This is a genomic window from Leptospira fletcheri, from assembly GCF_004769195.1.
Classification (GTDB): Bacteria; Spirochaetota; Leptospiria; order Leptospirales; family Leptospiraceae; genus Leptospira_B; species Leptospira_B fletcheri.
In genome coordinates, this window is record NZ_RQET01000004.1 from 53316 (window position 1) to 70770 (window position 17455).

The 17455-nt window shown below is 46.0% G+C and carries 20 protein-coding genes and 1 tRNA gene; 11 read left to right on the forward strand and 10 right to left on the reverse strand.

Features of this window, described 5'->3' with window-relative positions:
* Window positions 1-62 precede the first annotated feature (62 nt).
* Both EHO60_RS03575 and rsmA read left to right on the forward strand, forming a co-directional pair.
* On the forward strand, window positions 63-1964 hold the full coding sequence (locus EHO60_RS03575) for a ComEC/Rec2 family competence protein (RefSeq protein ID WP_135766813.1): 1902 nt from the start codon (window positions 63-65) through the stop codon (window positions 1962-1964).
* A complete protein-coding gene (rsmA, locus tag EHO60_RS03580; RefSeq protein WP_135766814.1) occupies window positions 1936-2808 on the forward strand; it encodes a 16S rRNA (adenine(1518)-N(6)/adenine(1519)-N(6))-dimethyltransferase RsmA in 873 nt (290 codons plus the stop codon). The genes EHO60_RS03575 and rsmA overlap by 29 nt, the downstream gene beginning before the upstream one ends.
* A gap of 48 nt (window positions 2809-2856) precedes the next feature.
* On the opposite strand, the gene EHO60_RS03585 is transcribed toward rsmA, so the two are convergent.
* The 3 genes from EHO60_RS03585 to EHO60_RS03595 form a co-directional block, all read right to left on the reverse strand.
* Window positions 2857-4380, reverse strand: a complete 1524-nt coding sequence (locus tag EHO60_RS03585; RefSeq protein WP_135766815.1) for an HDOD domain-containing protein — start codon at window positions 4378-4380, stop codon at window positions 2857-2859.
* Window positions 4381-4468: 88 nt separating this feature from the next.
* Complete coding sequence (locus EHO60_RS03590) at window positions 4469-5290, reverse strand: ABC transporter permease (RefSeq protein WP_135766816.1); 822 nt, start codon at window positions 5288-5290, stop codon at window positions 4469-4471.
* A complete protein-coding gene (locus EHO60_RS03595) occupies window positions 5287-6225 on the reverse strand; it encodes an ABC transporter ATP-binding protein (protein ID WP_167880148.1) in 939 nt (312 codons plus the stop codon). The genes EHO60_RS03590 and EHO60_RS03595 overlap by 4 nt, the downstream gene beginning before the upstream one ends.
* 99 nt (window positions 6226-6324) lie before the next feature.
* Here EHO60_RS03595 and sixA point away from each other — a divergent pair, with 99 nt between their 5' ends.
* Window positions 6325-6807, forward strand: a complete 483-nt coding sequence (sixA, locus tag EHO60_RS03600; protein ID WP_135766818.1) for a phosphohistidine phosphatase SixA — start codon at window positions 6325-6327, stop codon at window positions 6805-6807.
* Between the two features lie 71 nt (window positions 6808-6878).
* Window positions 6879-6950: transfer RNA gene (locus tag EHO60_RS03605), tRNA-Pro, on the forward strand.
* 27 nt (window positions 6951-6977) lie between these two features.
* Here EHO60_RS03605 and EHO60_RS03610 read toward each other — a convergent pair.
* Both EHO60_RS03610 and EHO60_RS03615 read right to left on the reverse strand, forming a co-directional pair.
* On the reverse strand, window positions 6978-7793 hold the full coding sequence (locus tag EHO60_RS03610) for a penicillin-binding transpeptidase domain-containing protein (protein WP_246028120.1): 816 nt from the start codon (window positions 7791-7793) through the stop codon (window positions 6978-6980).
* Between the two features lie 49 nt (window positions 7794-7842).
* Window positions 7843-8100, reverse strand: coding sequence for an LIMLP_16025 family protein (locus EHO60_RS03615; RefSeq protein WP_135766819.1), 258 nt, complete (start codon window positions 8098-8100; stop codon window positions 7843-7845).
* A 116-nt stretch (window positions 8101-8216) separates the two neighbouring features.
* Between EHO60_RS03615 and EHO60_RS03620 the strand changes: the two genes are divergently transcribed.
* Entirely contained in the window at window positions 8217-9257 is a 1041-nt protein-coding gene (locus tag EHO60_RS03620; protein ID WP_135766820.1) for an SMP-30/gluconolactonase/LRE family protein, read from the forward strand.
* 63 nt (window positions 9258-9320) lie between these two features.
* Window positions 9321-9812 (forward strand): acyl-CoA thioesterase, encoded by a 492-nt coding sequence (locus EHO60_RS03625; RefSeq protein ID WP_135766821.1) that lies wholly within the window; start codon window positions 9321-9323, stop codon window positions 9810-9812.
* A gap of 4 nt (window positions 9813-9816) precedes the next feature.
* Here the strand turns inward: EHO60_RS03625 and EHO60_RS03630 are convergent, their stop codons facing one another.
* From EHO60_RS03630 to EHO60_RS03645, 4 genes are all read right to left on the reverse strand, one after another.
* A complete protein-coding gene (locus EHO60_RS03630) occupies window positions 9817-10455 on the reverse strand; it encodes an SGNH/GDSL hydrolase family protein (protein WP_246028122.1) in 639 nt (212 codons plus the stop codon).
* 2 nt (window positions 10456-10457) lie between these two features.
* Entirely contained in the window at window positions 10458-11966 is a 1509-nt protein-coding gene (locus EHO60_RS03635) for a glycosyltransferase family 39 protein (RefSeq protein ID WP_135766823.1), read from the reverse strand.
* A 20-nt stretch (window positions 11967-11986) separates the two neighbouring features.
* The gene (locus EHO60_RS03640; protein WP_135766824.1) at window positions 11987-12322 is read right to left on the reverse strand and encodes an STAS domain-containing protein; all 336 of its coding nucleotides are present in this window, start codon (window positions 12320-12322) and stop codon (window positions 11987-11989) included.
* Between the two features lie 134 nt (window positions 12323-12456).
* Window positions 12457-13071 (reverse strand): tyrosine-type recombinase/integrase, encoded by a 615-nt coding sequence (locus tag EHO60_RS03645; RefSeq protein ID WP_135766825.1) that lies wholly within the window; start codon window positions 13069-13071, stop codon window positions 12457-12459.
* Window positions 13072-13379: 308 nt separating this feature from the next.
* Between EHO60_RS03645 and EHO60_RS03650 the strand changes: the two genes are divergently transcribed.
* On the forward strand, window positions 13380-14450 hold the full coding sequence (locus EHO60_RS03650; RefSeq protein WP_135766826.1) for an alpha/beta fold hydrolase: 1071 nt from the start codon (window positions 13380-13382) through the stop codon (window positions 14448-14450).
* Window positions 14451-14459: 9 nt separating this feature from the next.
* On the opposite strand, the gene EHO60_RS03655 is transcribed toward EHO60_RS03650, so the two are convergent.
* Window positions 14460-14891 (reverse strand): SET domain-containing protein-lysine N-methyltransferase, encoded by a 432-nt coding sequence (locus EHO60_RS03655; RefSeq protein ID WP_135766827.1) that lies wholly within the window; start codon window positions 14889-14891, stop codon window positions 14460-14462.
* A 170-nt stretch (window positions 14892-15061) separates the two neighbouring features.
* Between EHO60_RS03655 and EHO60_RS03660 the strand changes: the two genes are divergently transcribed.
* The 4 genes from EHO60_RS03660 to EHO60_RS03675 are packed head-to-tail and all read left to right on the forward strand — an operon-like array spanning window position 15062 to window position 17455.
* Window positions 15062-15547 carry an RNA pyrophosphohydrolase gene (locus EHO60_RS03660; protein WP_135766828.1) on the forward strand — a complete coding sequence of 162 codons (486 nt, stop codon included), beginning with the start codon at window positions 15062-15064 and terminating at the stop codon, window positions 15545-15547.
* Window positions 15544-15972, forward strand: a complete 429-nt coding sequence (locus EHO60_RS03665; RefSeq protein ID WP_135766829.1) for a globin domain-containing protein — start codon at window positions 15544-15546, stop codon at window positions 15970-15972. The genes EHO60_RS03660 and EHO60_RS03665 overlap by 4 nt, the downstream gene beginning before the upstream one ends.
* 56 nt (window positions 15973-16028) lie before the next feature.
* Window positions 16029-16316, forward strand: coding sequence for an acylphosphatase (locus EHO60_RS03670; RefSeq protein ID WP_135766830.1), 288 nt, complete (start codon window positions 16029-16031; stop codon window positions 16314-16316).
* Between the two features lie 29 nt (window positions 16317-16345).
* On the forward strand, window positions 16346-17455 hold the full coding sequence (locus EHO60_RS03675; protein WP_246028124.1) for a hypothetical protein: 1110 nt from the start codon (window positions 16346-16348) through the stop codon (window positions 17453-17455).

The following is a 17455-nucleotide window of genomic DNA, read 5'->3' on the forward strand; positions in this document are numbered from 1 at the left end:
GGAATCATGATCTTTTTTTAAAATTCGCCGACGAATGACGGATTTTCCAAACCGTAATCGGAGTGGGTCGATTTTTAGAGGAACATTACCGGGATTTCATTCCCGCTTCCCGCTTTTCTTATGCCGTCTTAGGTCTTTTGTCCGGTCTATTCTTCGAATCTTTCTTACCGGATCTTCTACTTCCTTGGACTGCAATCGGCACATTTGCCATTCCTTTCCTGCGGTCTCAAAAAAGATCCACTTCCAAAACTCTATCTTTTTGCCTGGGCATCCTATTCTTTTTCCTCCTGCTATCTTTCGGACCTTCGAAACGATCCGCTCCCTTATTAGAAGAATCTAAACTTTGGAAGGAAACATCCTCCAAATTCGTGGAATCCCGACTCGATCGGGGCGGGATCCAAGGATTGGCAAAGGAGATCTCCTTGGGACTGGTTCTCGGGGATTCGAGAGCGTTAAATAAGGAATTCAAACAAGACGCGAAAGAAGGGGGAATCCTTCATCTTTTTGCCGCATCCGGACTCCATCTCGGAATCCTATTAGCATCCATTTACGCCTTCCTAAAAAGAATTCCGTTCTTAGGTTTTGCGTTTCCCCGTATATTTCCCGTCTGTATCGGTTGGATGTACTTGGCCGCATTAGGATTTCCCATGTCTTTAGCGAGAGCCTGGGTCTTTTCCTCCGTTCTACTCCTCCAAAACCTGGCGTACCGCAAACAAAGATCCGTGGATTTACTCCTCGGCTCGATCGGAATCTTGTATTTCTGGGATCCCTCTCGGTCGTTCGGAGTCTCTTTTCTTTTATCTTTCGGAGCAGTAGGATCCATCCTTCTTTTAAAACCGAGTCTGGATCTATGCCTTCCGGAAACGCAAACCGAGGACAGCCGAATCGGAAAAATCGCACTCTTCTTACGGGAAAATCTGACAGTTTCTCTTGCTGCGGGATTCGGGACCTTTCCCGTTTTGGTTCACTATTTCGGAGCCTATAGCTTCGGTTCTTTAGGATTGAATTTATTGGTTGTTCCCCTTTGCGGAATCCTCCTGCCCCTACTCTATTCCGTCTTATTCCTGGAATTTCTTCGTGTTCCGTTTCTAAAAGAAACCGCCTGGGTTTTAGTGAATTATCTGCTGGAAATTTTAGGAAAGTTGACCGTTGCATGGGCGGACTTGGATTGGAGCATCCAAAGATTTTATCTAGCCGATTCCAGGGAAAAAGCGATCTTACTCTGGACCCTATTTCTTGTATTCCTAGTCGGATTGCGTTGTTGCAAAAAAGGAAAACAGGAATCGAACAAGATAGATAGGAAAATGTTCGAAGAAAATCCGCGAGTACCTCTTAAGGAATCCTTTCTGTTTCGAATTCCCGTTTGGATCTACTCCCTGCCGATCTGCATATCGTTTCATTTTCTTTTGGCAGGAATTCCGGAATGGACGCAATTCCCTTCCGTATTTTTCGGAGACAGATTCACATTCGTAGTGCGAAACGGAAAGGAACTGGTCCTAGGAGGAAAATGCAAGTACAGCAAGAAGATGTTGAAGGAGGCTTTCGGAAAATACCGCGTATTGGTCTGTGGAACCTACTCTTTGGAAAAAGCCTATGTAGAAGACGAGTCCTGCACCTTTTGGATTTCGCTTTGCGTCCGGAAAAAGAAACCCCTCCGATTCGAGTACGGAAGCAACGGAACAAGGAAAGCCTTACCTCCGGAAGGCTGGGATTTCGTGACGAAGAGAAAGGAATTCAATGTGGATTCTACTTCCTTAAGAATGATCCGTTTTGAAGCGGGCAAAGATTCCTTGGCCGACTTATCGCAAAAAACAAAGCAAGGATCCGGAATTATTTTACTCGCGCCAAGATATGGGAGCCGGGACGATCCGGAGGATTGGAATCGGTTTCGAAAACGACTTGGAATCGCCGACGGTTGGAAGTTTATTGGAGGCAATGAACTTCCCGGAATACCCGTTTTATAAGACTTCGGCGCTCCGGAACTTTTTAAGCGAAAAATCCTCGGCACCCTTAAAAAAATGGGGCCAGAATTTTCTCATCGATCCCAAGGCTGTTCAGACCCTTTTAGATTCCGCAGACCGGAACGCCTTGGAACGCGCGGACCTGTTATTGGAAATCGGTCCCGGCTTGGGCGCGTTAACCCATTTGTTGGCGCGCACGGGAAAAAAATTAAGATTGCATGAAATCGATCCGGTCTATTCCGACTGGCTGAAAAAATTCCTACCGCAAGCAGAAGTGATCCAGGGAGACGCACGGGAAACTCTCGGTACGGACGAAGGTACCGATTGTTTTCTTTTCGGAAACCTTCCCTATTATATCACTTCGGAATTAATCCTAACGTCCTTAGAAAAACTGAGTCGTCTGCAAGGCGCCGTTTTCTTGGTACAGAAAGAATTCGCACAGCGCTTGACAAACGAAATTTCCTCCTTGGGAATCTATGCGGGGGCGTACGGAAAATTTCTCCTAAAGAAAACCGTCAAATCGGGAAGCTTTTATCCTAGACCGAACGTGGATTCGAGCATTCTTTCCTATACGAGTAACCCCAGATTTCTAGACAAAAACAAATATCCCATTTTAGAATTTTTATGCCGCGTGGTTTTTTGGGGAAAAAGGAAGAAAATCGGATCTTCCATCAAAGAAGCACCTCTGAACTCGTTTTACCCGACAGGTCTTTCCTACCCGGAAGAAACTCTCCGCCAAAGGCTCAAGGATTCGATCTCGAATACGGGCTTATCGTTGGAAAAAAGGCCGGAAGAAATGCTTGCTGAAGATTTTTATCGGATTGTGGAGAATTTTAAAATGGAATGAGACGAAGGTATCGAAGGAAGTCCGATATCATTCGAATCTAGGAAAATCCTAACGGGCCTGTCTTTGAAAGGCTTTGTATTCTCCGATCACCTTTTCTCCGAACTCCTTCCATTCTTCGTCTTTTTTGAATCCGAAATGTTGCAGGACTTCCCAGTGGATCGCCGCAGGATCCGCCTTTCCCTCGTTGCAATCGATGATCCAGTCGGAAAGATACACCGCAAACACCACGTCTCTCGATTCCTTTTTGGCCATCAGAGGTCTGTGATGATATTCCGCCGCGACTCGGATCGTATCCGAAAAATTCCATTTTTCGCATATCATCGCTCCTAGGGAGGTGTGAGTCACTCCCAAAGCCGCCTCCTCCAGGCCCAAGCTGGAAGCCATCAGGTTCTTGCCGGTCAACTCGGTCAATTTCGCCACGATTTCAGGTTCGAGAGAAAGTAATATTACCAGACCTATATCGTGCAACAAAGCTGCGCAGACTAAATTCGTGAGAAACGTTTTTTTCCAACCCATTTTCTCCCCTAGTCTTTTACATATATATGCGGACAGACTCGATCTTTCCCAAATCTGCTCGAACTCTTTGTATCGCTCCTCTAGAATTTTTTTCGTTCCGAGACTTAAGAGGATATTGTTCAGTTCCGAAAGTCCGATCCGTTTGATCGCCTCTTCCAGAGTCTCCACTTTTCTTCCCAATGCAAAGGAAGCCGAATTCGCGAGCTTTAGAATATTCGTGGAAAGCGAAACATCCCTCGAAACCGACTCGGTAATCTGACCGATGGAGGAATCCGGTTTATTGATCAGACTCATGATCTGATTCAGGTTCTCCGGAAAAGTGGGAAGCTTATCGATCTCTGCGATGATTTCGACGGTGCGTTGGTAGGAAACGTTTCTGTGTTTGAAATCCAGAGGAATCTTAATATAGGCCGAAGTAATGTCTCCCTCGGCCTTGAGTTTATAACAATCCCCTTCTATACCTTCGTTTTTCAACATCAATAAGGACATGGCCAACCCCAAACCAGCACCTTCGGAATCGTCCGCGTGGTCGGCAAAGACCTCTCCTAAATCGTTGTATTCCCGGCTCTTGCCGATCCGGTTCTCCACCCGTTTCAACTCTTCGGGAATGATGGAAACGTTATTCGAAACCCTCATCAAAAAACTGGTTCGATTGAACGCCATCGTGATCAAGCAGTGGAATTTGAGTTTTTCCAGCAGCTCGGCATACCTGTCCTTATCGCGGATCATTTCTTTTTTGAAATTCTCCATCCCCTTGGCATAATCCAACGGATCGGAAATATTGAGATTATTATCGGAAAAGAAAATCCGTTTGGAATTCGCCTTAATGGCGTTCATTACGCTTTCGCGCAGGATCGAAAATACGGATTCCTTCAGGGAAATCGAGTCCAAATAAACCAAATACCGGTCCAATAGGACGTTTAACAATTTGTCCACATTTCGGTTCAGAGTTGTGATACGGACGTAAAGAGGGTTGAGCCTTTCAATCCGCTCGTTGACGTTACGGACGCTTAGATAGTATCCTTCTTTTTCGAAGTGGTACCAGTTTATGTTCATTTTCGCTCGGAAAGACCATCCCTATATCCTAATATTCGGAACGTTTTGTCAACTCCAGATTACTTTAACTCTAAAACCGACGATTTTCTCAGATTTCCTTCCTCCGGGAAATTCCGATCAGAGCAAGTTTCAGAACGAGAATCCAGGCTCCGACCTGCAAGAAAGAATACGGCCCGTAAGATTGCGGATCCTCTACGTTTCCTTCCAAAAGCCGACCGGAATGAAAATAGACCGTTCCGAGCTGAGGAAGAATCCAGTAAGAGATCTTAACGAACAGCTTTTGCGCCTCCGCCAATTCGCGCGAACCGTCCACGATACCGTTGTATACGATAAAATCAAGGATCGCCGTTCCGAGAAGCAATCCGAAAGAAAAAAGGACGGATATCGTCTGATTTGCCGTCAGAGTCAGTAGGAGTGCAAAGACCACCAGAAATCCGTATGCGAGAAACATCACACCTTGGTAGGTCAAAAATTCCCAAGGAATCTCCGGAGCGAAAGCGGAATGAACGGCAAAAGCGCCCACAAGAAAGATTATGACCAAAAGTAATAAAGTAATGCCTTTTCCAGCCAAATAAGTCAGAAGATCCAGAGGTCTGCTCAACCAAAGGGTATGGATCTGAGAATCCAAATCCTGCCTTAACAAATCGGAAGTCATCATCACTAAAAAAACGGTAACCCAAAGAGAAGAAAGGGTAAAATACGCTCCGTTCGAAACCCCCTTGAGAATCTGATCCTCGACGGACGTTGTGCAAAACCATTCTCCCAGCAGAAAAAAACCCAATAAAGAAAAAAGAAAGAACAAGGCTTTCCTACGTACAACTTGCAGGAACGTCAATCTTAGTAAAATCGGAAGTTGTCGGAACAGGGAAGAAACGAAAAAAGAAAAAGATTGCGTCGGTTGTCGATTCATTTCTGCCCTTCCGCTTCGCTCTTCGTTTCCGAACCTTCGGAGGTCAAACGTAAAAACACCTCTTCGAGAGATTCCGATTTTCTTTCGAACAAAAAGAGCTCTGCACCCCTCTCGACCAACTCCGCCGGCAATCTTTTCAGGTCCACATCCGGTTTCGGGCGGATCTCCCAATCCTTTCCTTCGTTCGTACATTCCAAAGAGAGATTCCGCAAATAGGAATCCACACTCTCGTTTCCTTCAAACTTGAGACGGATCCTATCCTTGCCTTGGCGAAGTTCGTCCAATTTGCCCTGCGCCTTTATTTGACCTTTATGTAATATTCCCACTTCGGTGCAGATCTGCTCTACCTCGGGGAGTCTGTGGGAATTGATCAGAACGGTGACCCCTCGTTTTACGTTTTCTTCCAGAATTCTATCTCTGAATTCCTTGTACCCGGCGGGATCCAAACCGGTCCCGGGCTCGTCCAAGAGAAGAAGTTCCGGCTCCGCTCCTAGCGCATGAGCCAGTCCCAATCTCTGCAACATTCCTTTGGAATAAGTAGAAACCTTTCGATCCGCCGCGTCCGATAATCCCATTTGTTTCAGAAGATCCTGAGACTTGGACTGTGCCTCCTTGGATTTCAGAAAAGCCAGACGAAGACTCGCTTCTAAAAATTCCCTCCCGGTCAAATAAGGAGAAACGGCCATCCTCTCCGGAAGATAACCCAAACGCGTTCGCACGGCCGGAGAAGGAACCGCGCCCAAAACTTTACAACTTCCGCTACTAGGTCTGGAAAATCCCAATAGAATTCGAACTAAAGTCGTCTTGCCCGCACCGTTGGGACCGAGTAAACCGAAAATGCCTCCTTTCGAAACGCTCAAATGAATGTTTCGCAGAGCTTGTACTCCCGGATAATTTTTACGAAGACTATCGATTTCAATTGCAAATAGGGACATCGGAAAATCCTTAGACCAAGTGCCGAGAACGATACGTTCCCTAGGGTACCCCGGCAATCTTTTTCCGGAGAACTCGGGTTCGAATCCGGTATTTATTCGATGAAGATAATTATAGCTAGACACGGAGAGGCCGAACCGGATTCTCCAGACGGGAGAGATTCCTCCCGAGTCCTGACACCAAAGGGAAAAGCGGACGTTGAAAAGATGGCACGTTTTTTTCTGACCGGTTTTAAGATCAAAAAAATTTATCACAGTCCTTTCGTGCGAACTTCTCAAACGGCACAGATTTACGAGAATGTCTTAAAACCGGAACAAGAAACCGAATCCTTGGAATTCCTACTTCCTGGAGAGGAATATTCCCAAGCCTGCTCGCTTTTAAAGGATTACACGAATTCCGACGCGATCTTGGTCGTCGGCCATAGTCCGGATATCAGCATTTTTTCGGAGAAGTTACTTGGAATTTCAGGAGTCGGGAAGTCCTTTCTTTTCACTCCCGGATCCGCTCTAGCGGTCAATGTGCCGAGGGAGAAATTCCTCGGCGGTCAAATCATCTGGTTCGTTTCCCCGGACTTCCTTTGTTGATCCTCTTGTAGACTTAAAATTGGGTTTACACCCGACCTCGATCGAAAAGATCATCCTTTAAGAAAGAGAATCGGGGTGTAGCGCAGTGGTAGCGCACTTCTCTGGGGGGGAAGGGGTCGCTGGTTCGAATCCAGTCACTCCGAAGATTTCTTTCGAACCTCGAACCGGAATCAATTCAGGGAAGGCATCACGCACCCTACGATTTCATAAAACCGTAAAATCGTCTTTTCTCTGGTTGCCACTTTCGATTTATTTAATATAGTAATCGAGACATAATCCCCGCCGATGTCCGGCACAAAAGTTCCCTGAAACCAATAGTTTCCTTCCCAAGAACCCGTCTTACCGAAGATCTTCCCTTTTTTCTCCGGGCAATCCGACCAACCTAGACTCTCCCTCCACAAACGGTACGTCTCCTCGTCGATCCAAGAGGGCTTCTTCCAAAAAACCGAAACCCAATTCGAATGAATTTCCTCTGGAGAAAGACGGATCCCACCTCCGTGTTTTAACGCCTTTTCCCCTTTCCACCAATCTTTCGGATAACTTCCTTTTTTTCCCGCCTGAGCGACTCCAAGAACCGGACCGTACCCTAAATGACGAAGGGTAGTCTCCAAAGCGGACCTCCCCAAAGAGGGCCAAAGCATCTCAAAGTAATCATTGGAAGAATAGAACAGAGCTTCGCGCAAATCGACTTCGCGAGGGGAACCGGGAATATGGTCGTCGGAAATACGGATTTTCTTTTTAGGATCAACGACACGGTTTTCCAATAAAGAGAGAGCCCAATAAGTTTTGAAAGTGGAGGCGGGGGAAAAGCGGTTTTTTACGTAGGAAAGGTTCCCGGCAAACTTCGTTTTCGGAACCTTGCTTTGGGCGAATGCGAACTCGGAGGTTAAAATCAATTCGGAAGGATTTTGCGGGGTCTGGCCCGCTTCGCAAGGAAGCAGAAAAGAAAAAGCTACGGAAAGAGCGATAAAATCTAGAAAACGCACTCTTTCCCCCTTGCGGCAGGACGAATCACAACCACAAGAATCTACGAATTCATTTATTCAAAAATTGCTTCAGCAAGTTGTCGCGGATCTCCTCAAATTTAACGATTCCCCATGCCAAAGGTACCTTAAATTTCAGAGCATTTTCACTCAGATCTTTTTCTCCCTGAGCTCTCAGCTCGTCGAAACGCTGTTCCACCTTTTCTTTTCCTTCATTCAGGTCTTCCAAAAGTTTATCGAAGATTTCCTTAGAAGTCTGGACAGCGCCGATTCCCGCATTGATTAGATCATTTAGCTTTTGGTTATCCATCCGGAACGTTCCTTTTCCTCCATTTTTATGCGCCGCACAATAAAGGCAAGCAGAAAATTCTCCCGTTTTAACGGAATCCGGATTGCCAGGAAGGATTTTGAGGGAAATCTGCTTCCATGCAAAATCGAAGATTTATCGGATTTCTACTATTACTGCCATTTTTACTCTATTGTTCGGCAGAGGTAAAAACCCTCCCCCTTTCCTCTTGCCAAAAAATCTCAGGCATGCCTGGACCTGAAGACATGGCTCTGGATGCGAAAGCGGACCTGATCTATGTCTCATCGCATGAAAGAAGGATTCCCGATCAGGAAGGAAAATTATTCGCGCTGGATCTGAAGTCTCCTTCCCTGCAACTCATTCCCTTGGATACGGATTATCCTAAATCTTTTCAAGCTCACGGAATGAGTCTTTTGATCCGGGGAGATATTTACAGACTGTACGTGATTTCGCATATCGTTCCTTACCAAGAACACGCCATCGAAGTCTTTGAAAGAAAATCCCCGCCGAACCAAAAATCGAGAACCGGAGTTTGGAAGCACGTCCAAACATTAAAAGACCCCTTATTAACCAGCCCTAACGACCTGTTCGTGGTGTCCGAAAACGAAATCTACGTATCGAACGACCACGGCAAGGGAGGAAAATTCCGCTATTTCATCGACGATCTCTTCGGAATCGCAAGAGCGGAAATATCCCTCTTTGACGGAAAGACTTGGTCCTCTCTAGGAAACCCATTGTATTATGGAAATGGAATATTATTCGTAAAGCAAGCCGACGGAAAAGAGTTCCTATATAGATCGGGATTCATGGATCGATCGGTCTTTAAATTCCGAGTGGACCGGACTTCAGGCAAAATCGCGCTCGGTGACCCCAAAAAGATTTTTCTGGATACCGGAACGGACAATTTGGAATTGGACGAGCACGGAAGAGTCCTTGTGGTTGGACATACTTCCACATGGAAATTCCTAAGACACGTAAGGAACAAGGACTACCCTTCTCCTACCGAAGTATTTGCGATTTTTCCCGACGATTCCTTTAAGGAAATCTATGCGAATCCGGGAGAGGAAATATCGGCGGGAAGTACGGCGATCTCTCACAAAGACAAATTATATATTTCTCAAGTTTTCAACGATTTCGTTCTGACCTGTTCCGAAAAATAGGTCCTCCTCGATTCTCACAGTTGTTTTCTTGCCGAATTTTACCGGAAATCGAGGATAGTAGGTATGGAAATCACTAAAACTCCCAAGGATTCCGCGGTGGAGACCAGGCATATCGTAATGCCGGACCACGCAAACCACTACGGAACTCTTTTCGGGGGAATCTTAATGTCTTGGATAGACTTGATCGCTGTAATGGTCGCCCAAAGACATTGCGGTCGAGAAGCTGTCACCGCCAGCGTGGACAAATTGAATTTTTTAGAACCTATCTCCGTGGGGGATCATGTCATCCTGAAAGCCTCGGCGAATTATACGGGACGTTCCTCTATGGAAATAGGAGTCCAAGTCTCCAAGGAAAATCCTTATACCGGAAAGACCGTCCGTGCAACGACTGCATACCTGACTTTCGTCGCGCTGGATGAAAACAAGAAGCCCTGTCCGATTCCGAAATTACAGCCCGAAACGGACATGGAAAAGAGAAGATTCCAAAATGCGATTCTCCGTCAGGAATCGAACCGCGAGCTTCTCAAAAAGATCAAGGAAAAAGGAATTCCCTGAGACGCTAAAGCGGGAGGCCCGTAATCCTTCCGATCGCTTGGATATAAACGGATTTCATGATCGCAATTCCGGCAGGGTCCGGATGGATCGGATCCGATAGAGGGTATAAATGAATACCGTTTTCCTGTTGCAGAAACGGCGTTTCCATATCCGCAATCGGATGGGAAGCGGAAAGTCCTTTTAGATATTTGTTGATCGTCAGCACTCCCGTTCGAAAGCCTGGGTCAGTAGGAGGAGGTAGCACGGTGATCAGCAAAACCGCGTTTGTCCGGATCGAAAGATCCGAAATCAATCTGTCGTAATTTCCCGGAAATTGATCCGTAGGATAGGAGGAAACGTCGTTGGTCCCCAACTCGATGATGATGATTCTCGGGGCATTGGTCAAAGCGGTGTCCAATTTTTGAGACCAATCCGGAACGGTGCTGCCGGTAATGCAGACGTTTAAGACTTGAAAACCGGAACCTAGGCCGTCTGCCAGATCGAAAGCCTGGGATCTCTCGCAAAGAGAATCTCCGATGACGGAAACCGGAATCGAAGTCGCTAAAGATAACAGTGCGGTCAGGTCCGACTCCTTTTTTTGAGAATAGCATCCCAAACAAAAAAGGACCAAGTTACATCCGAGAAAAACTCTAAGTCGTGACATTCTCATTTTCTCAGATACAACACCGCTTCCGCCCTCACCAATTTTCTAGGAGTGGAAGGCTCGACCGAAACCGTTTTTGTCTTAAAACGGTGCGAGTTCTCGGTTAAAAATTTCTGAACAACCTCGTTCCTTTTTTGGCCTTCGGAAAATACGAAAGCGTCCACGGTGTCTAAGGTAGCGGAAAAATCCTCCGCAGGAATCGGTAATTCTCCGGGAATAAATTCCATGATTCGGGCCTCGGGCAACGCCTCAGCGATCCGAAAATAGGGATCCGGGATCGCTTGCAGATAGATTTTCTTGGATCCTTTCAGTTCGGTGATGAGGGCTTCGGAAAACTTGGATCCCAAATCGAAATCCCTATTAGCGAAACCGATCTTTCGATACGCGTAAAACAGAACATATAAATTACAAAAAACTAATAATGCAGCGACATATTGGATCCTTCTGCTCCGGATTCTCTCGAAAAAAAATCCTCCTAACGCGGACAAAGGAATGCATAAATACATCACATAATAATATTCCGTAGACAAAACAAGGAAAAGCAGAACTGCGGAGAACCAGAGAAAAAAGAAAAAGGCCAAAACTTTCCTTTCCAGGAGTTCTCTGCGAACGACCCACAGGCCTAAGGCCAGAGCCGAATAAAACCAAATTCTGGAACCGGGACTTTCGTATCCTCCCAACAGGACCTTCAGCTTCGTAACCGGAGAAAACGTCTGAAAAAGTTCCCGTTTCCTACCGAACTGCGCTCCGAATTGGTATGCGAACAAATCCCAATTCGGATGGATCCAAATCAGCCACGAAAACAAAACGCAGGCCCCGCCGAACCAAAAAGACCAAACCTTCCAACCTCTAGCTTTATGGATCAGAAACAGAACCGGAATCCCGAAAACCGCCGCGAACGGATGGGACAAAAAGGAAAGGCCCAAAAAGAATCCGGCCAAAAAACCTTCGAATCCGGAAAGAATGCCCGTGTTTCCTCGGCCCCAATCCGCTTTCCTGGAAAGCACCCAAAAACAAGCCAGAGCCCAGAAAAGACAGAGAGATTCCATTCTCGCAGTCCAGCCAACTCTTAAAAATAACAGGTCCGTTCCGAGTAAGAGGCAGGCCCCGAGTCGGGCTCTCGGCGAATACCCGACTTCCCTTAACAACAACCAAAAAAGCCAGATAGATCCGAGGGAAACCGACGCCGAAAAAAAACGAAGCGTCTCCAATCCTCCTCCGAATACGGACAGAACAGCTCCGTTCACGATAAAGAATAAAGGAGGCATCCAAAGAGTCTTCGTCTCCATTCCTCGAATGAGTCCTTCCAGAACGAGGGTGCGGAAGGACCCGTTTACGGAAAAGTCCCAAGACGGAGCATAAAACAAAACCTCATCCGGCCAAACCGGAGGAAACTCGGTACCGGAAAAGCGAAACGCTAAACCATATATAACGGAAAGGAAAATTAGGCCGAAAAAGGAGACGGCGGAATACGATCGATCTGAATTGCCGGATTCAGGAGACTGGGTCATAAGGCTCCCGATCGACGAACCTATTTCAAGGTGGCGACAGCTTCCTGCTCGGTTTCGTAAACTTCGAACAGATCCAATAATTCGACCACGTCGAATACTTTTTTGACGTTGGGAGTAATACAGCAAAGTTTCAATTTCCGACTTTGCTTTTCCAACTCTCGCACCATTCCTACGAAGATGCGAATACCGGAGGAGGAAATGTAGGAAATATTTTGCAGATTGATTACGATATCACCTGCGCCCGATTGGACATCGTCCAACAATTTCGCCTCAACCTCATCGGAATGGGTAATATCTAATCTTCCGTCCAACTGAACGAGAGTGTGTTTCCCGATTTTTTTGGTCTTAATTTCCAAGTGAGGCTCCCGCAAAACGGTTTGGGAAGCGTCTCCCTTCCATTGTTACAAAAATGGAAAAGAAACGCTCTCTCCAGACTAAAATAGGGAGGAAATAAGGTTTTACAACAAATTTTTAACGTTTCTCTCTTGGTTCAAGCTGCCAAAGAAAGGATTTCATCCAGAGGAAAGGAATCTCCCTGACTCGGCAAAGGAACCCCGCTCAGGAGCGCATCCACAGAACGAGTGGAACACAAACCGAGTTGGTGCTGGATTTTTTTCCGCCCCCAACCGACTTCCCGCAAATGGGTCGCCAAAGAACGACGCAAAATCGTAATACTCACCGATAGCCCCGTCTCTTTTTCCAGCTTGGAAAACATTTTCTGAATCGTGCGAGGATGGACGTTTCCGTTCCGACCGGAAAATAAAAACTCGTCTCCGGATTTTCTTTCACAAGCGAACCACAATAGTCTTCGGAGAGAAAGAGAGCAAGTTAAGGAAAGATCGCGAGTCTCCGATTTTTTGGAACTACCGATATGAACGAGGTTTTTCTCCCAATCCACATCTCGTACTCGGAGGAAAACCAATTCGGAAATGTGAAGACCGAACGAATAAATCATCTGGATCCAAAGAAAATGTCTCTCATTTCCTTTCGCAACTTTGATGATCCGACCCATTTCCTGCTTGGTCAAATAGGCCTTGCGCGTCTCCTTAGAAAGAGAACCCGCCTCTAGAAGTTCTGTCGGCTGCAAAGAATCTACTGAATTCATTTTTTGATTTTTTCCTTTAAACCATTTCATTTTGGTGGAATCTCTCACTGATAAAGAGTGGGAAAAGTAGAATTTGGGCAAATCTCCAAGAGCATCGCGGAAAAGACATTACCCGGTCAGAACATCACATGGCTGCTGTAATCCATATTCCGCCAGCATTCTCAAAATTCTCTTGATTTCAAATAAGAGACGATCGCTACGAAAGAGCTCTTTTGCGTGTCCGATTTTTGGCCCCTGGGTTCGAAAATTCAAAAAACGTCATAAAAATGTTATCGACCCTTAACCGAATGTTAGTCCGATACGTTTGTATGAAATATTTTATAGAAGCCGCTCTTTTTGCCCTCTACTGCCAACGCCCTGAACCGCCGAGAGCGCAGGAAGACGAGATTCTAATTTCACTCCCGAACAAGAAAATCCCTGCGATACTCTACACACCCAAGAACACACCCAAAGGAACCATATTAGCCGTAAACGGACTAGCTTATCTAGGAAATAAGGATCCGAGATTCGCCGCAGTCTGTAAGTCCGCTTGCGCCGTAGGTTACACGGTTATTTCCCCTCTTCTTAAGGAAGTCACCGAATTCAAGATAGAAAAGGAAACGATAGATACGATCCGGGAGATGATTTTGGCGGTATCCTCAGATCCTAATTATTCTCCGAAAGGAAAAATCTCCTACATTGCGCCCTCGTTTTCGGGAAGCATGGGATTGATTGCCGCCTCCGCACCGGAAGTAAAAGGGAGATTGGAGTCCATTCTGACCATCGGAGCTTACTGCAACGTGCAAAGCACCCTAGATTATGTGATGACCTCTCCGGAAGGAGACGAGTACGGCCGCATGATTCTACTTTATAATTTTATAAAATTTCAAATGGGAGAAAACCGGGAAATCGAATCCGCACTGAAAGCTTGCGTGATGGACGGCAGTTACGGAAGAGATTCGTTGGAATTACCTTCGGTTCTCGAATCGATAAAACCCGCGAACCGCAAAATATTCGAAAACCTGCGGGACGATCCGGAATATAGACTGGAAATCTGGAAGAAAATCGTGGAAAACGCGGGAAAGAAAGCCTCTTTTCTGAAAGACCTGGAAGTGGAGGACAAGCTGAATTCCATCTCCTGTTCGATTTCAGTGGTCCACGGATTAGGGGATAAGGTGGTTCCCCCCCAGCAAGCCGTCAGAATCGCGGAATGTCTGGAAAAGGACAAGGTAAGACTGATCTTAACTCCTCTGATCTCTCATGGAGACGTGGGAATTTCCCTGAAAACAATCCCGAAGATCTTCGATCTGATCAATGGATTCGCTTTCTTTTTCAAACAGATAGGCAGATCCAGGTTTTCATCGGCGCAAAAAAGGGATCCGGAATCCGTAGCGGCTTAACGTTCGGACTCAGTTCCTTTCGACGGGAGAAACGTCCACGTTGATCCAGTATTCGTCCCCATAATCGAAGAAGAGTTCTTCACCGGCTTTGATCTTGCGAAGGGCTTCGAATCGAGCGGTCTTCCAACGGGTAGATACCACTAATTTAATATTCGGTTTGGTACTATGGTTGATATAACGGGTATAGTTTGACTCTTTTCCTTCCCCGTAAATCCAATGGTCCTTACAAATCCAAAGTAGATATTTCGATTCGCAGTATTTGGAGGAGTTAGCAGACTTATCATCGAGAACACGACCCGTGTAAAAACCTACCGTATCGCCTTTTTGAACATCAGCCTTCGGAAAAAGTCCCATGCCTATTCCGGGGATATGTGATTCCCGAATCTCGAAGTCTACTCCCTTCAATATCCTACGGCGAAGCCGTTTACGTTGTACCTGCATCTCCGAAATACGATCCCCCCAAAACAACAGAGCTTTTGTCCCAATGAATAGGAAGGCTTCACTTTGTCCATCCTCTATTGATTTATACGAACCTGTCGAATGATCTACATCTCTTAACGGTAGGGAAACCGCTTGTCGGAGAAACTAAGTAAAGTTTTTATTCCTATAGGATGGAAAAACCTTATAGAAAAAACGTCGGGATGGTAGTGTTTAACGCTAGAGGGGAAGTGTTAGTGGGAGAAAGAACGAACTTTCGGGGTTCGTGGCAATTCCCGCAAGGTGGAATCGACGAAGGGGAAGAAGCGGAATCAGCGGCAGCTCGGGAACTGCACGAAGAGGTAGGGGTTTCTAACGCTAAAATCGTATATGAGTACCCGGATTGGATCCAGTATGACTTTCCTAAGACCCTTCCCTTGAATAAGCATCTCCGAAAATTCAAAGGGCAGAGTCAAAAATGGTTCCTACTGTTTTGGAACGGCTCTGCGGAGGATTGCAAACTGGATATTCATGAGCGGGAATTCGAGCAGGTTCGGTTCATTCCGTTAAGGGATTGCCTTTCGACCGTTGTATCCTTTAAAAGAGAGGTGTACCGAAAGCTTGTGGAAACATTCGAACCGGTAATACGATCTTATTTGGATTCGGAGAGAATATCATGAACGACGATCCGATCTATGTTCCTCCTGGAGGACCTCCTCCTGCGGACCCAAGATTGAGATCCTTGTACGTGAAATTAGGGGAAGAGAAAATACGCCTCTTAGTCGACGAGTTCTATCGGAACATTGCCTCTAGTCCGATCGTCCGGATGTTTCCGGAAAAGTTGGAGGAAAGTTCGGTCAAATCGGCCGATTTTTTAATCCAGGTACTCGGAGGACCTCCGTACTACGTGGAGCGTTACGGATCTCCCAAAATGAGAGCTCGCCATCTTGCTTTTCCTATAGACGAAAAAGCGCGAAGAGCTTGGCTTTCCTGTTATCGGAAAGCGATCCAAATCTGGGACGCGGATCCCGAAACCAAGGAGATTCTTTGGGATTTTTTGGAAAGCTTTTCCTCTTGGATGGTAAACAAGTCTACAGACGATTGATTTCTTGTTTCAAATCCTACAGCAATCGGTGAAACTCTACTTTATCGAGGATCGGAATGGCGACGAAAAACCAAACAAGAGCAAAAATAAGGATCCGAGGAGCCGTCCAAGGCGTGGGGTTTCGCTATTTCGTTCTGCAAAGAGCCCAAGAATGTAGGTTGACCGGTTACACGATGAATCTCCCAAGCGGAGAAGTAGAAGTGGTTGTGGAAGGCGACAAAGTCTTCATCGAAGACTTATACAAAGCGGTACAGAGAGGCCCCTCGAAAGCGAAAGTTGCCGAGACCACGATCCTATGGGAAGAGCCCAAGGGAAATTTTAGAACTTTCGAGATCAAACGTTAAACGAATAAAATCACCGATAAAAAGAAAGCATGTTTGAAAAACGGATGGGACGGTTTCGTGAAATAAAAGCTGACTTACTTTTAACCGTTTCTCTTATATGTCTGTCCCTTTTCCCTTTTGCATCCTCTTCGGGTGTAAATCTGACTCAGAATAATTCGTCTTCCATTTACATAGTCCAGGAAGACAAAGGAATCCTAAGACTGATATCCGTTTCTCCCAATAGCGGTAAGACCCGTCTAGTTTATACCGGAGCATTGGAAAAAGGACTCCCCGTATTCCGAAAGCAGAATCTCATCCTCTTCAAAACCTCCAAAGAACTTTTATTGTTCAATCTCGGTTTGGGCAAAAGCGAAACCATTCTCGGGTCCCAGGACGCATTTCCGGGGAATTCCGGTTTTTTTAAAGAGAAACCTTGGCTTTTGTTTTCCCGGAAATCGAACCATAGATGGGAAACTATTCTGTATGATTACGAAAAACGAAAAGAGGAGAAAGTTCTCCCCGGAACGCAACCGTTTCTGTCCGCCGACCATCGATACGTATTTCTGATCGGGAACGAAGTCAGATACTCCGAACACGGGGAGGATTCGCTGCGTGTTCCCATCCATAGATATGAACCGGAAACGGATTCCTTGGTCACAATAGCTTGGGTGGAATCCGGAAAGGAAAAACTGCAACTGCTGGATGTCTATGGACTTTCGGACGATCTAATCGTAGTACGTGCGGCTACCGAAAAGGAAAATCGACTCTATCACTTAACGGCTTCCCAAGGAGAATTGGTAAAATTGGATAAGGTCTTTTATCCTTCCAAAACGAACGAGGATCCGAAAGAGCAATTCAATGTAAGCGTAAGCTCGGACGGGAAGACTCTAGCCTTTACCGAAAGGTCCGAAGGAAAATTCGGTTATCTCGTTGTGATCGATCTAGTTTTGAAACAGAGGTTCGAATCCGCTTATTTAGGCTCCTTTCCCGTGATCAAAAACGGAGTCGTCTATTTTCTCTGCGATCCGAAATTCGTAAAGGGAACCAAGGACGCGGAATACAAACCTTATTCCAGCTACACACTCTATTCTTTGGATTACAAAAAGGACAGAATCCGCGCGATCACTCCCCTTTCCGGTAAAGCGGAAGTTTTGGAATAA

Coding starts and splice junctions, on each gene's coding strand:
- EHO60_RS03615 (WP_135766819.1), bottom strand. CDS start 8,100: ATGGATAACCAAAAGCTAAATGATCTAATCAATGCGGGAATCGGCGCT.
- EHO60_RS03635 (WP_135766823.1), bottom strand. CDS start 11,966: ATGACCCAGTCTCCTGAATCCGGCAATTCAGATCGATCGTATTCCGCC.
- EHO60_RS03630 (WP_246028122.1), bottom strand. CDS start 10,455: ATGTCACGACTTAGAGTTTTTCTCGGATGTAACTTGGTCCTTTTTTGT.
- EHO60_RS03670 (WP_135766830.1), top strand. CDS start 16,029: ATGGCGACGAAAAACCAAACAAGAGCAAAAATAAGGATCCGAGGAGCC.
- EHO60_RS03675 (WP_246028124.1), top strand. CDS start 16,346: ATGTTTGAAAAACGGATGGGACGGTTTCGTGAAATAAAAGCTGACTTA.
- rsmA (WP_135766814.1), top strand. CDS start 1,936: ATGAACTTCCCGGAATACCCGTTTTATAAGACTTCGGCGCTCCGGAAC.
- EHO60_RS03620 (WP_135766820.1), top strand. CDS start 8,217: ATGCAAAATCGAAGATTTATCGGATTTCTACTATTACTGCCATTTTTA.
- EHO60_RS03645 (WP_135766825.1), bottom strand. CDS start 13,071: ATGAATTCAGTAGATTCTTTGCAGCCGACAGAACTTCTAGAGGCGGGT.
- EHO60_RS03585 (WP_135766815.1), bottom strand. CDS start 4,380: ATGAACATAAACTGGTACCACTTCGAAAAAGAAGGATACTATCTAAGC.
- EHO60_RS03595 (WP_167880148.1), bottom strand. CDS start 6,225: ATGTCCCTATTTGCAATTGAAATCGATAGTCTTCGTAAAAATTATCCG.
- EHO60_RS03660 (WP_135766828.1), top strand. CDS start 15,062: ATGGAAAAACCTTATAGAAAAAACGTCGGGATGGTAGTGTTTAACGCT.
- EHO60_RS03665 (WP_135766829.1), top strand. CDS start 15,544: ATGAACGACGATCCGATCTATGTTCCTCCTGGAGGACCTCCTCCTGCG.
- EHO60_RS03625 (WP_135766821.1), top strand. CDS start 9,321: ATGGAAATCACTAAAACTCCCAAGGATTCCGCGGTGGAGACCAGGCAT.
- EHO60_RS03590 (WP_135766816.1), bottom strand. CDS start 5,290: ATGAATCGACAACCGACGCAATCTTTTTCTTTTTTCGTTTCTTCCCTG.
- EHO60_RS03655 (WP_135766827.1), bottom strand. CDS start 14,891: ATGCAGGTACAACGTAAACGGCTTCGCCGTAGGATATTGAAGGGAGTA.
- sixA (WP_135766818.1), top strand. CDS start 6,325: ATGAAGATAATTATAGCTAGACACGGAGAGGCCGAACCGGATTCTCCA.
- EHO60_RS03650 (WP_135766826.1), top strand. CDS start 13,380: ATGAAATATTTTATAGAAGCCGCTCTTTTTGCCCTCTACTGCCAACGC.